This is a genomic window from Pontibacter sp. FD36 (assembly GCF_015686655.1).
Taxonomy (GTDB): domain Bacteria; phylum Bacteroidota; class Bacteroidia; order Cytophagales; family Hymenobacteraceae; genus Pontibacter.
Genome location: NZ_JADPMP010000017.1, coordinates 29,337 through 42,355, shown reverse-complemented (window position 1 = coordinate 42,355; position 13,019 = coordinate 29,337). Strand labels below are relative to the sequence as shown.

Genomic DNA, 13,019 nt, shown 5'->3' with positions numbered 1-13,019 from the left:
ATTAGTTGTAGCACTGACTAAATAAACAATCAGGTAAGGTATAGTCACAATTTTCCCTTGAAAGGCAAAATTTAATTTGGATAAAACATGGATTACATCAATAGAAATCCAATGCTGAGCTGAAGGTATTGCCAGCCTTCACATAGAAAGGAAAGTTGGCGGTGGCAACGTTTCCCTGCCCGTCATAGACATAGGCATAGAGTCGATAGGCCCCGTCACGCTGCGGGGCTTTGAGAGTGACGTTGTTGCCAGCTGTTTTCTGGATCGCATCAGATATAGCGTCAGGCTTTTCTTCTTTGATGGCGTTGCCGTCTTCACTTACCGTTTCGGGCAGCAGCTCCCACTGCACTTGCAAGCTATCGCCGTCAGGGTCGGTAGCGAACACTGCTGCTGAGGACAATTCACCGGGCTGCAGGTATACCTGGTCCGTTGGAAAGATGTCTTTGAGCGAGAGATAGGCGATGTGCGGCGCCCGGTTGAAGTCCCGCTTCCCGCTCCAGATCTCCCGCATCACCTGTGCCAGCTCCGTTTCTTCACCGGTCTCGGTCATAATGCTGAACCAGGTCGGGGTGGTTTCGTACTTGTAGCCCCATATAAAAGCATAGGCACCCAGGCAACGGTCAAGATCAGCCAGCACCGTCTTCTCATATCTTTCGCGGGCAAAGGCGGCTTTCTCGGAGCTGGTCTGCTCGATCGGGGCATACCACCAGGTCGTGTAAGTCTCCCAGTAGCCCCGGCCTCCAAACTCAGCTATTACATAAGGTCCGCTCCAGTTGGTTTCACGGATTTCAGCCGGCAGGTCGTTCAGGGCTCCAAATGAGTTGATAGAGAGAATGTCGATGGCCGGGCAGCGTCGCTTGATCAGGTTGACAACCTGCTTTGGCACGTTCATGACAGTAGTGGTCGTCGGGTGGTTCGGATCTATTTCATGGATCATTTCGGCAATGCCGTTCACGGCATCCCATACCTTCACGTTGGAGCCTTCCGCGTAAAGTTCATTGCCTACTACCCACATCAGTAAGGCCGGATGGTCCTTGTATTTGAGGACTTCTGCACGTAAACGCTCCTTCTGAGCTGCCACGTCCTCTTTGTCGTAGTAGTTGAAGCCTTCCCGCTCCCGTTCCATCCAAAGTCCCAGCATAACGGTCAGCCCTTGTTCATGTGCTTCGTCCAGAATGCGCTGCGCATCATCCGTATGCCACACTCGGATAGAGTTGCCACCATAAGCAGCTACCTTGTCAAAATGCTCGTATCCGGCGGCTCCCTTTATAAAGTAGGGTTCGCCATTCCTGTATAAAGTATACTTCTCCCCCTCCTTCACTACTTCTACTGTGCGTCCCAGTTTGTTATACTGCTGATCATCAGATGTTCTAAAAGCACAAGAATTTAAAACAAATAAGCAAAACACAATAATTGTACTAACACGGATAAAATAAACCATAGAGCTGGTCAGCATAAAGTCAAGAAAGTAAGGTGTAAGCGATTAAGTACAGGGTAAAGCAATGGAACTTTTGAGGATGATACGAGTATAAACCACAGATGTTATTGTACCAGATAATCACAAAACAGGCAAAACAGCTAGTGCATAAAAATTAAGCTATCCTAAAAAAATACACGTTCCCGTTCGCTGATGTATAACATTCCTGCCAGTAACCCTAAAGTACAGCATACATCCATTCCCGGCGTTGTCCCTAAGCCGAAGGATGTCCTGACCATCCGCCTCATGATCGTGATGGGCTTGATCACCATGGTGCTGTTCCTATACTGGTTTATCGACGCAGACCATATCGGCTACCTGCCGCTCTATATACTTCTGACTACTGCCCTCGGCTTTAAACTGCTGCGTACCCTACACGAATGGTACCACTATTTTGATGTGAGCGTACCGGTCAAGCCTAAGCTGCGAACTAAGTTTAAAGTGGATGTGCTCACTACCTTTTGTGCCGGCGAGCCTTATGACATGATCATCAATACACTGGAGGCCATTCAGCGTATCCGCTATCCGCATACCACTTACCTGTGCGACGAAGCCGATGATCCATACCTGAAGGAACAGTGCGAGCGATTGGGTGTGATCCATGTGACCCGTACCAAAAAGATCAATGCCAAGGCGGGCAACATTAACAATGCCCTGAAACAGGCCACCGGCGACATCTGCCTGATTCTCGACCCGGACCATGTGCCGGTGCCGGAGTTTCTGGACGAGGTGCTACCCTATTTTGAAGACCCGGAGATCGGCTACGTGCAGTGCGTGCAGGCGTATTACAACCAGAAGGAAAGTCTGGTGGCTTATGGGGCCGCAGAGCAGACCTACAACTTTTATGGCCCAATGATGATGGGCATGAACGAACACGGCACGGCGCAGGCCATCGGGGCCAACTGCGTTTTCCGCCGCAGCGCCCTCGATAGCATTGGTGGACACGCAGCCGGTCTGGCCGAAGACATGCACACGGCCATGCAGCTGCACGCCAAAGGATGGAAATCAGTATACGTACCCAAAATCCTGAACCGAGGCCTGGTACCCGGAACGCTGGCCGCCTACTACAAGCAGCAGGTAAAGTGGAGCCGTGGCACCTTTGAATTGCTCTTCACCACATACCCGAAACTATTCAAACACTTCACCTGGCGGCAGCGCATCCACTACGGCACACTGCCACTCTACTACCTGTTTGGGGTTTTCAACCTGATTGATTTCCTGATTCCTTCCCTGGCGCTGATTATGGCAGAATTTCCCTGGTATGTGTCTTTGGGTGAGTTCCTGATCATGTTCACGCCTTTCTTCCTGATCTCCATTGCTATCCGGCAATATGCACAGCGCTGGTACCACGAGAAAAATGAAAAGGGCTTTCACATGTTCGGGGGCATTCTGCGTACCGGCACCTGGTGGATCTTCCTGCTGGGGCTCGTTTACTCTATTTTCCGGGTAAAGGTACCTTATATACCCACCCCTAAAGATGACAAGCCGAAAAACAACTGGTTGCTGAGTCTGCCCAACATACTGATGGTCGGACTGATGCTCGGAGCCATTGCCTACAGCCAGCACCTGTACGGGCACCTGTACACCAATCCGTATGTACAGATGATGGCCATGTTCTCACTCGTAAATGTGGCGATATTGGGTACTGTGGTGGTGATCGGACAGGAGAAATTCATACAATGGGTGCGACACAACATCCTGCACGCCCACTTGCTGCAGCCTGTCCTGCAACCGCTCCGACTGGCGATCTGGCGTACGCGTCACAGCTTTTACGACGGCATCCGCTATGTAGCCATTTTGATCACAATGGTCTCTGTGGCTGTTTCTACCAGTTTTTTGCTCTTCGGCTACAAGCCTTACAATACCTCTCAGGAACAGGACAAGCCGCTGGTTCAAAAACCTGTTAACACTGGTGCCCGCCCTCATACCATACTTCCCGCCAGTTTGCTGCCCACCCCCCAATAAGTACAGGCACAAATTCCCCAACAGTTGACGTTTGCTCTCGTTAATAAGTATAATGTATTGATGTAGAACGCTAAAACTTAGAACTATGAACAGACATTCATCAGACCGGGATCACGACCGTCATGAAAGAGATTTCCATACCCGTCGCTCAGAGCGCTACCGTCATCCTGAGCAGGACAGCGGCTACCGTTTCGACGACTACGGCTCTGCAGCGCATGGCGGCTATGGCAATGAAACCTATCAGGACACTTGGGGTAACCAGGGCAATGAGCGGGGCGGATCGCGCAACTATTCCAGAAGAAACATCACCGACAACGATACCTACAGCTCATCCCGCAACTACGGCAACATGGGCAGCTATGGCGGTGCCCAGGGCTTTGGGGACATCCGTGGCGGCCGCCACGATTCTGACCACCCGTTTGACAGCGGCATGGGATCTCAGCGCAGGTATGGCAGTGAAGGTAGGGGATCGATGGGTAACCGCGGCTACCGCGAGGAAGGCCGTGACTACAGCCGCCACAACAGGTATGGCTCTGACCGCGAAGACCTGTACGGCAACGAAGTATCGCGCCGATTTGAAGGCAGCAGTGGCCAGGGCCGCTACGACTTTGAACGCGACGACTACTACAGCTCCAACTATGGCGATGATCAGGGCAACTACATGGGCAGCGGCTACAACCGCGAAACCCGCAGCCGATATGGCGAAGGCGACTACGGCTCGAGTGGCTTCATGCAGTCAGGAAACCGGTCTGGCAGCCAAGGCCGCAGAGATCGTGACCGTGACCGCGACCGTGGCCGCGATGACCGTCGCCCACGTGAGTTTAATACAGCTCAAAACCGCTGGAGCAACGACTGGTAGAACAGCATAGAAACCATAAATAACAGCAAAGGCGCAGCTTATCGTTGCGCCTTTGCTGTTTTTGGGGAGTCTTTCGGATCTATAGTTTCTTTAGGCTGGATGCATAATTTGAGGATATCCTTCTTGGTCCCATAGAAGATGTTGCAGTCTACCGGCCCCCGTATACCTTCTATCACGCCGCGGTCAGTGTGCTGCCAGAACGATAGCAATGCCCGGTCCGTACGTTGCATCTGTAGCTCTTTCACGTTGTAGTGCGCGATCCAGAGTGTGTATTCGTCAAAATAGCCTTCGAGATAGTCTTTGTAGAAACTGTAGCCAGTATAGATGATCGGCTTCACGCCATAGGCCCGCTCCACGTGTACCAGCCACTCTTTGATGTCGCCCCGGAAATGGTTGAGTGGCTGCTTACCGCGCACTTCTACATCCAGCACAGGCGGCAGGTCACCGGGCTCCAGCACTACGGTTTGAATAAAATTGCGGGCCTGTTCCTCAGGCGAGACGCTGGGACGGTAAAAATGGTAAGCTCCCCGGATGATGCCCACCTCCTGTGTACCCTCCCAGTTTCGCTCATAATGACTGTCCTTCAGCTTCACACCTTCGGTTGCCTTGATAAAAGCGAAAGACACATCGTTGTCACGCACCTTCTCCCAGTTGATCTTGCGCTGGTACTTGGACACGTCTATACCCAGAATCGTATTGCCAAGCGGACTATGCCCTTCCGGCCAAATGGGTTGCTTTTTCTCTGTGAAGAACTCCACATAGAGCACCAGTAAACCGATAGCCGCGACCACGCCCAGCCCGATCCAGAAAGGCAGCTTGGACTGCTTCTTTTTGGACTTCTTGCGTTTGGGCGCAGCACGGGTAGCCTTCGGGGCTGGTGTAGCCTTGGGCGTCCGGATGGCCTTGATCGGGTGAGGGGTTTTGACTGTACTCATAGCTGCCTGGGGGAAAGCAAAGATATACCTTTCAGACAAATGGAAGGTATAGCCCTGTTTAAAAAAAGATTAGCAGCTCATGCGGCTATACCTTGCAGTTGCCCTAAAAAGCGGCGCTATACCTGCTATTGTCAATTAAACAGATTTTGCTAAAACCGTAACGTAAAAGGAAGTTCACAGACAATGAAAGGCATGACAAACAGCAAGCACAGACTTCACCGCGATGTAGAGCAACTGACAGGTATACAGCCTGCCCGAAACTACCAGAACATGGAGGCTCTGGAGACAGCGGTCAGGTATATCAAAAGTGAATTTGAGAAGCTGGATTGTGAAGTGGTGGAGCAGCCATTTAAAGTCGATAACAGGACCTACAAGAATGTGGTGGCCCTCTTTAAAGGGCAAAGCAGTGCTGAACGCATTGTGGTAGGCGCCCACTACGACGTGTGCGGTGACCAGCCCGGTGCCGACGACAATGCGAGTGGTGTAGTCGGTCTGCTCGAAACGGCCCGACTCCTGCACGAGCACAAGCCTGATCTAAAACACAACATTGAACTGGTCGCTTACTGTCTGGAAGAGCCTCCTTTCTTTGCCAGCGAAGACATGGGCAGCGCCGTGCATGCCCGAAAACTGCACGAACAACAAGTAATGGTGCGGGCCATGATCTGCTACGAAATGATCGGCTACTTTTCGGATGAGCCTAATTCACAGAAGTTTCCCGACCCGGAGCTGGCCAAGCACTATCCTAATAAGGGCAATTTTATAGTCGTAGTCGGAAAGACAGGGCAGGAAGGCTATACCCAGCAGGTGCGAGACCTGATGCGCCAGCATACCTCCATCGATGTGCAATCGGTTAACCTTCCAGCCGGTTTTGGGCTGGTGGGTCTCTCCGACCACCGCAACTACTGGAAGTACGACATCAACGCCATCATGATCAACGACTCCTCCTTTCTGCGCAACCCCCACTATCACCAGACCAGCGATACCATCGATACGCTTGACTTCGACAAAATGGCGGCTGTAGTAGAGGGAGTGTACGGAGCCTTGACCAAGCTATAAAAAAGCCGGCACTTCACAGAATGTACCCCGCTAAAGTACCGACTGCTTATACCTGACGGTAGTTAATGATTATACAGGTTGCCCCTGCTGCCCTATGCCTGACAAATGCTCCAGCCGCTTGCCCTCAAGGGTCGTGTAACTTCCCATCACGTCAGCAGTGAGGCAGGAATGGATCGGCAGAATCCCCATCAGGTCGCCTATTTTATACCTCTCGAAGAGTCCCTTGCTGGCCCGTATGGTGCCGTGCTCCTGCGAGAGGGACACTACTTCTATACCTTCCAGCGGCTCCGACCAGCCGTTTTCCGTCAGTTCCACCACGCGTCCGAAGATCAGCGAGCCATCTGCCCCCACCAAACTGTCTTTTGAGAAATGCACACTGCCGCCGTGCACAATGATCTCATTACGCTCCGGATGCTTCGCGATCACCGGGCAGGCCATGCACACCGCTATCTGCTCAAAACTACAGGAGCCGATGTGCTGTTGCGTGAGGTCATAGAACACATAGTTGCCCGGGCGGATCTCATCAACGCCAGTGATGGTCTGCAAGATGCTGCACGAAGGCGTGTCCCCGATCGATACCTGCAACTCCGGGAAGCGCACCTTATACCTGTCGCGCACTAGATTCAGGAGAAAGACCGTGGTATGATGGATGGTGCGGATGGCTTCCGCATCGGTTTGTTTGTAGGTATGGCCATCATGGGCGAGTACGCCTGTGAATTTTAGATTGTCACTCTGCTCCAGCAAGGCCACTATCGCATCGAGTTCTTCGTGGCTGTGTGGCAGAATGCCCGTGCGGCGGTAGCCTGTATCGATCTTCAGCCAGAGATTCACCGGGTGCTTCAGCTGCTCTGCCAGCGCCTGCACTGTTTCGATATTTACGGCCACCAAATGCAGCTTTATCTTGGATGCCAGTTCGTTTACTAATGCCATATCGCGGATATTCACAGGTATAGCCACCATGATGTCTTTCCAGCCGTGCATCACAAAGTAACGGGCCATTTTGAGTGAAGAGACAGTAATGGCTTCTGTTCCAGCCTCCCGGAACCACTCCCCCACCTGTGCCGACTGGTGCGTTTTAAAATGCGGACGCAGCCGGACGTTGTTACGGGCAGCCTTCTCGGTCATCATGGCGATGTTCTGGCGGCATTTCTTTTCGTCCAGTAAAAGGGTGGTTTCTGTGATATGGTCAAGCATGTCTATCTAGTTTTACAGGTATAGCGGATACTAAGGGAGGGCCTCAAACTCTATCTGAAACTATCCCCTTGAGGACGAGTGAAAATTTGCTAGAACTTAATGCCACAAACATGCTTTAGGCAGGCTCGTGACAGGTATAGCGTCTAACAATTCAGTCACAAAATTTCTTTTCATGACAAATATCATCCCTTAGCCCTGCCCTAAAGTTCATAAAAAGCAGCTTGACTGACAAATGTCATTTCTTAGGTGACGGGGGTGCCCGACCTTTGTAACCGTAATGAAGCAGCAATTGCTTCGATGTACCATTTTAGAAGAATCGATTATGAAAACTGCTGTCACTCCTGCTGAACTACTGGCCAAGTACGATGTGCCTTCGCCACGCTATACCAGCTATCCTACTGTGCCGTTCTGGGACGAGAAGCCCCTGACCGAAGCCCGTTGGAAGAGCCATGTGCAGCAGGCTTTCCGAGCTACAAACAAGAAAGAAGGTATCAGTTTATACCTGCACCTGCCTTTTTGCGAGGCTTTGTGTACGTATTGCGGCTGTAACAAGCGCATCACCAAAAACCACGCAGTAGAGTCGCCTTACCTGGAGGCCCTGCTTCAGGAATGGGAGCAGTATCTGGAACTGTTCGATGAGAAGCCACGCATTACGGAACTGCACCTGGGTGGTGGTACTCCGACTTTCTTCAGTGCAGCCAACCTGCAGAACCTGCTGGAGCGATTGCTTGAAAAAACTGAGACTACGCCAAATGCAGCTTTCAGCATCGAAGTGCACCCGAATGCCACAAACCGCGAACAGCTGCAGGTACTTTACGACCTAGGCTTCCGCAGATTGAGTGTGGGTATACAGGACTTCGACCCCTACGTGCAACTGATCATCAACCGCATCCAGACGTTCGAAAAGACGAAAGAGATATTTGACATAGCCCGTGAAATCGGCTATACCTCCATCAACGGCGACATTATCTACGGACTGCCGCATCAGACCGAAAAGAGCGTGCGCCATACCATTGAGAAAGTGAAAGAGCTGCGCCCTGAGCGCATCGCCTTTTACAGTTACGCCCACGTGCCCTGGAAGAGCAAAGGCCAACGTCGCTACTCAGAGGCTGACCTGCCTGCGCCGGAAGTGAAGCGCGGTCTTTACGAACTGGGCAGAGCCATGCTGGAAGAGGCTGGTTACATCGAAACAGGTATGGACCACTTCGCCCTACCAGAAGACGAGCTTTGCATCGCAGCCGCCAACGGCACGCTTCACCGCAATTTTATGGGCTATACCCCGCGTCATACCCAGTTGCTGATCGGCTTAGGCTGCTCCAGCATTTCCGACACGGGCACGGCCTTTATGCAGAACATCAAGGAAGTGGAAGCCTACGAAGAAGTTGTGCTGACTGGTCATCTCCCAATCTTCAAAGGTCACGAGCTGACCGGCGAGGACATACTGCTGCGCACCCACATCCAGAACCTGATGTGTCGCGACTACACGAGCTGGGAACCCGAGGAATTGCCTTATTTTGTAGATGCCTTAATGCGCCTGCAACCATTAGCCGACGATGGTCTGGTAGAGTACAGCAACCAAGACATACAGGTACTGCCTGCCGGCAAGCCTTTTGTGCGCAACATTGCCATGTGTCTGGATGCCCGCCTATGGGCCGGAAAAATGACGGTGCCGGTTTTTAGTAAGTCTGTTTAAGGTGATTTGATAGGATTGATTTTTTGATTATTCAGACCGAAGAACAAAGTCCGGATACCCTTAGGTATGCCGGGCTTTTGTTTTTATGTACCTTTGCCGAAACAGCATCCTGACGGTCTATGTCCTTTTTATACCTCAAAGCCCTGCACATTATATTTGTGGTTACCTGGTTTGCCGGCCTGTTCTACATCGTGCGCCTGTTCATCTATTATGCTGAGGCGCAGGAGAAACCGGAGCCGGAACGAAGTATTCTGCAGAACCAGTTCAGCATCATGCAGAAGCGACTTTGGTATGGCATTACCTGGCCATCGGCTGTGCTTACGCTTATATTTGGTACCAGCATTGTTATCACGCTTGGCCTTTACGATCCTTTCCCGGGCTGGCTTATCTGGAAACTGGCTTTTGTGGTCGGACTGTACGCATACCACTTCCTTTGTCACAGTATTTTCAAGCAACAGCAGAGCGGAATCATCAAGTATAGCTCCACGCAACTGCGCATCTGGAACGAGGTAGCCACCGTTTTCCTGATCGCCATTGTGTTTTTGGTGGTGCTCAAAAGTGCGCTAAGCATGGCTTGGGGGATTGTAGGTCTGCTGCTGTTTTCGGCATTGCTGATGCTGGCCATTCGCATCTACAAGCGCACCCGGGAAGCGAAGCAGGCGCGTTAAACTACTGAACAATTCGTGCTTTGCCACGGATTTTGTAACTTTGAACAAACACCTGATACATGAAACAACCCGCACTGAAGCCCAACGAGAGAGAACTGATCAAACTGATACGCTTTTTCAGCAAGCGTGCCGCGCGACTGATGGAAGAGGGCGAACTCAGCGCGGAGCATACCCAAATGACAGCCGCGTGCGAGAATCTTGAGACACAGTTGATCACACATGCCGCCAATCGCGCCGCCATCATGGATAAGCGGGAGCGCCTGCTCAACATCATCGAGGACAATGCCCAGTGCCCGAAGTGCAACAAAGCCGATATGCTGAAGCGCACCGGTGCCACCACCAACGAGCACGGCTGGAAATGCAATACCTATAAGTGCCGCCGCTGCAATACGGCCTTTACCTGGAACCGTCCCAATAACCCTTGGGACATGGTGGAGTTTCTGGAAATGTACATCGGTCAGCTGCAACTGGCTATGGCTGCTGAGCAAAACCAGGACGTGATCAACCATACGGAAGATGCTGTGGCCCAGATGAAGGATAGCTTGAGCCGCCTGCGTCCGGTGCTGCAAACATCAGACGAAGAGATTGACGCCCTGCAGCAAAAAGAAAAGGAGATGGACAAGCTGATTCACCAGTTCAAAACCTACCTGCAGATCGAAAAGATCAAATTAAACGCCTATTCGGAAGAGGAAGACGCTGAAGAAGAGGAAGACGACGCACAGTAATTTTTTTGTTAAATTATCTTAGAAAAGAGCCAGAACATTTCAAAAACAGCTTGCCTCTGATCTTTTAAGTTTTGAACGTGCTGTGTGGGCTATAAACCAACTTTACTGAATTCACAGATATAGCGGTTTTACTAGCTTATACCTGTTGAAGCTAGTTCACAGCAACATTCCTATCAGATTAATCAACTCAATTAAAAAGCCGGTGCATCAGGCAGGTCTTATACCTATACCTGATGCACCGGCTTTTTAATATTGCCAGAGGTCTAACGTCTTTTTTTTCCGCCACCTTTGGCAGCAGGTGCATTTCTGCTGGCCCCTCTGTAGCCCTTACTGCTCTTGCCCCCTGACTTCTTGGCCCCCGGCCCTTTGGAAGCGCCGCGCTGGCCTCTGCCACCTTTTGAGTCGCTTGCTCCGAAACTACTTTTCTTGCCCGCGCCGCCTTCTTTTCGTGGCGGTCTACTACCCGAAGAAGATTTTTTGCGAGCTGGCTGTGAAGTTTGCGTTTGATTAGCAGCCGCTTTTTTCTTGCCTACTGAGCCTTCTTCTGTCATCACGGAATCAGCCACCATGCTTTGCAACATGTCAATCTCGCCTTCGGTGAGCTCTCGCCACTGGCCTAGCGGGAGCTTTGCCAAGGTTATGTTCATGATGCGAATACGCTGTAGGGTCTGCACTTCGTAGCCCAGTGCCTCAGTCATACGGCGGATCTGGCGGTTCATGCCTTGCGTTAGGATGATGCGAAATTTATTCGGTCCCAACTGCTCAACAAAGCATTTCTTGGTGTTCACACCGAGAATCGAAACGCCATTGCTCATCTTCTGAACAAAATCCTCGTTGATCGGCTTGTCCACCGTCACAATATATTCTTTCTCGTGCTTGTTACCGGCCCGAAGAATCTTGTTCACGATGTCCCCATCATTGGTCAGAAAGATCAGACCTTCCGAGTCTTTGTCGAGACGGCCGATCGGGAAGATGCGCTCGGGATAATTGACAAAGCGAATGATGTTGTCGCGTTGAGAGAGGTCAGTGGTCGTCTCTATACCTGCCGGTTTATTGAGCGCCAGGTATACAGGTGCCACCTGGTTCCATTGCAGCGTTTTGCCGTCTACCTGAATTTTGTCTTTGCCTTTGATCCTGGCTCCGACTTCGGGCGGCTTGCCATTCACCAGTACCCTCCCCTGCTCTATCAGTTTATCTGCTTCGCGACGGGAGCAGATGCCTGCGTCGCTTATGAACTTGTTTAAGCGGATGCCGTCGGATGTGTGTTGTGTCATAATCTGAAATGGCCGTAGTCTATACCTGCCGGCCGTGTGTTTATACTTGTAAAATAACGAGAAAACTTCAGGAATAGCTAACCGCTTATACCTACAGCCCCTGCACCAGCAGGTACCAGACGGCCAGCGTGATAAAGGAAAGCGGAATCCCGAAGCCTACCATCATAGAGGCCAGCCGGGGTTTGAGTCCGTAGGAAATGGCCACGATAGAAGCTGTGATCATGGGTGCCATACCTGCTTCCAAGATGCTCACCTGCACCACCGGGCCGCGCATGCCCAGCACCAATGCGTAAAGAACATAAATAAGCAGTGGTGCCAGTATAAGTTGAAAAGCAAGGCCCAAAGCCAGAAAGCGCCAGTGCTTGCTCTTGCGCTCAATCCGCAGTTGCATGCCCACACTTACCAGCGCCAGCGGTGTCACGGTGCTGCCTAGGCGGTTGAAGACATCCTTCAGGTCATCCGAGAAATGCAGGTTGGCTACATTCATGGCAAAGGCGATCACAAACACCAGGAAAGGCGGAAATGTGAGAATTTTCAAACCAATAGCTTTGAAGTCAGGTTGCCCCTTGGAGAAATAAGCGGCCAAAGCTATCCCTAGCGTCGAGACTACCACAAAGGTACCGGGCAGGTCGACAAGGATAGCTGTCTGCAAACCTTGTTTGCCATACAGCGCCTCGATGATCGGGAAGCCTACAAAAGAAGTGTTGCCGAGTCCGGCAGTAAGAATCAGGCAGCCGATCAGCTTCTTAGACCAGCCATAGATCCGGCCCAAGGTATAGAAAAAGGCCGCAGCCGCCCCAAAACAGATCCAGGCCACGCCCACAGGCAGCAAAACCGTACTATCCAGTTCCACCTCAGGTATAGCATACAGGGCCAGTGCCGGAAGCGAAATATGAATGATGAACTGGTTGAGCACCACCGGCGACGTGCTCGGAAAAGCCGGCACCCGGCGCAGCAGCACCCCCACGATCAGGCAAAGAAAAAGTAAGATGATACTGCTCATGCAGGCTCCGATATAAATGAAACCGCAAAGCTAGGTATACGGGGAATGGGATGGGGCATGATGTAAAAGAAAAATTATGGAGCCATGTCTTCCTGAAAAGCTGCAACAGCAACATCCCCAGGTATAGTTGGTCAATCACCCACTTTTACTAATAAAAGGTGAGCGAACAA

General features: G+C 51.4%; 11 protein-coding genes. 6 read left to right on the top strand and 5 right to left on the bottom strand.

Annotation, left to right across the window (positions count from 1 at the left end; all coding sequences use genetic code 11):
* Positions 1-97: 97 nt before the first annotated feature.
* Positions 98-1,408 carry a glycoside hydrolase family 2 TIM barrel-domain containing protein gene (locus I0P70_RS20505; protein ID WP_370583272.1) on the bottom strand — a complete coding sequence of 437 codons (1,311 nt, stop codon included), beginning with the start codon at positions 1,406-1,408 and terminating at the stop codon, positions 98-100.
* 222 nt (positions 1,409-1,630) lie between these two features.
* Here I0P70_RS20505 and I0P70_RS20500 point away from each other — a divergent pair, with 222 nt between their 5' ends.
* The gene (locus tag I0P70_RS20500; RefSeq protein WP_196121006.1) at positions 1,631-3,442 is read left to right on the top strand and encodes a glycosyltransferase; all 1,812 of its coding nucleotides are present in this window, start codon (positions 1,631-1,633) and stop codon (positions 3,440-3,442) included.
* An 85-nt stretch (positions 3,443-3,527) separates the two neighbouring features.
* Positions 3,528-4,301, top strand: a complete 774-nt coding sequence (locus tag I0P70_RS20495; RefSeq protein ID WP_196121005.1) for a hypothetical protein — start codon at positions 3,528-3,530, stop codon at positions 4,299-4,301.
* A 38-nt stretch (positions 4,302-4,339) separates the two neighbouring features.
* On the opposite strand, the gene I0P70_RS20490 is transcribed toward I0P70_RS20495, so the two are convergent.
* A complete protein-coding gene (locus I0P70_RS20490; protein ID WP_196121004.1) occupies positions 4,340-5,236 on the bottom strand; it encodes a glycoside hydrolase family 25 protein in 897 nt (298 codons plus the stop codon).
* 192 nt (positions 5,237-5,428) lie between these two features.
* Between I0P70_RS20490 and I0P70_RS20485 the strand changes: the two genes are divergently transcribed.
* Positions 5,429-6,292, top strand: a complete 864-nt coding sequence (locus I0P70_RS20485) for a M28 family peptidase (protein WP_196121003.1) — start codon at positions 5,429-5,431, stop codon at positions 6,290-6,292.
* A 69-nt stretch (positions 6,293-6,361) separates the two neighbouring features.
* Here the strand turns inward: I0P70_RS20485 and I0P70_RS20480 are convergent, their stop codons facing one another.
* On the bottom strand, positions 6,362-7,486 hold the full coding sequence (locus I0P70_RS20480; protein WP_196121002.1) for an alanine racemase: 1,125 nt from the start codon (positions 7,484-7,486) through the stop codon (positions 6,362-6,364).
* A gap of 322 nt (positions 7,487-7,808) precedes the next feature.
* Here I0P70_RS20480 and hemN point away from each other — a divergent pair, with 322 nt between their 5' ends.
* From hemN to I0P70_RS20465, 3 genes are all read left to right on the top strand, one after another.
* On the top strand, positions 7,809-9,179 hold the full coding sequence (gene hemN / locus I0P70_RS20475; protein ID WP_196121001.1) for an oxygen-independent coproporphyrinogen III oxidase: 1,371 nt from the start codon (positions 7,809-7,811) through the stop codon (positions 9,177-9,179).
* A 119-nt stretch (positions 9,180-9,298) separates the two neighbouring features.
* The gene (locus tag I0P70_RS20470; RefSeq protein ID WP_196121000.1) at positions 9,299-9,847 is read left to right on the top strand and encodes a CopD family protein; all 549 of its coding nucleotides are present in this window, start codon (positions 9,299-9,301) and stop codon (positions 9,845-9,847) included.
* A gap of 59 nt (positions 9,848-9,906) precedes the next feature.
* Entirely contained in the window at positions 9,907-10,572 is a 666-nt protein-coding gene (locus I0P70_RS20465; protein WP_196120999.1) for a hypothetical protein, read from the top strand.
* Positions 10,573-10,835: 263 nt separating this feature from the next.
* On the opposite strand, the gene rluF is transcribed toward I0P70_RS20465, so the two are convergent.
* Both rluF and I0P70_RS20455 read right to left on the bottom strand, forming a co-directional pair.
* Positions 10,836-11,846, bottom strand: coding sequence for a 23S rRNA pseudouridine(2604) synthase RluF (rluF, locus tag I0P70_RS20460; protein ID WP_196120998.1), 1,011 nt, complete (start codon positions 11,844-11,846; stop codon positions 10,836-10,838).
* 91 nt (positions 11,847-11,937) lie between these two features.
* Complete coding sequence (locus I0P70_RS20455) at positions 11,938-12,849, bottom strand: AEC family transporter (RefSeq protein WP_196120997.1); 912 nt, start codon at positions 12,847-12,849, stop codon at positions 11,938-11,940.
* Positions 12,850-13,019: the final 170 nt, after the last annotated feature.

Coding starts and splice junctions, on each gene's coding strand:
- I0P70_RS20500 (WP_196121006.1), top strand. CDS start 1,631: ATGTATAACATTCCTGCCAGTAACCCTAAAGTACAGCATACATCCATT.
- I0P70_RS20495 (WP_196121005.1), top strand. CDS start 3,528: ATGAACAGACATTCATCAGACCGGGATCACGACCGTCATGAAAGAGAT.
- I0P70_RS20490 (WP_196121004.1), bottom strand. CDS start 5,236: ATGAGTACAGTCAAAACCCCTCACCCGATCAAGGCCATCCGGACGCCC.
- I0P70_RS20485 (WP_196121003.1), top strand. CDS start 5,429: ATGACAAACAGCAAGCACAGACTTCACCGCGATGTAGAGCAACTGACA.
- I0P70_RS20480 (WP_196121002.1), bottom strand. CDS start 7,486: ATGCTTGACCATATCACAGAAACCACCCTTTTACTGGACGAAAAGAAA.
- hemN (WP_196121001.1), top strand. CDS start 7,809: ATGAAAACTGCTGTCACTCCTGCTGAACTACTGGCCAAGTACGATGTG.
- I0P70_RS20470 (WP_196121000.1), top strand. CDS start 9,299: ATGTCCTTTTTATACCTCAAAGCCCTGCACATTATATTTGTGGTTACC.
- I0P70_RS20465 (WP_196120999.1), top strand. CDS start 9,907: ATGAAACAACCCGCACTGAAGCCCAACGAGAGAGAACTGATCAAACTG.
- rluF (WP_196120998.1), bottom strand. CDS start 11,846: ATGACACAACACACATCCGACGGCATCCGCTTAAACAAGTTCATAAGC.
- I0P70_RS20455 (WP_196120997.1), bottom strand. CDS start 12,849: ATGAGCAGTATCATCTTACTTTTTCTTTGCCTGATCGTGGGGGTGCTG.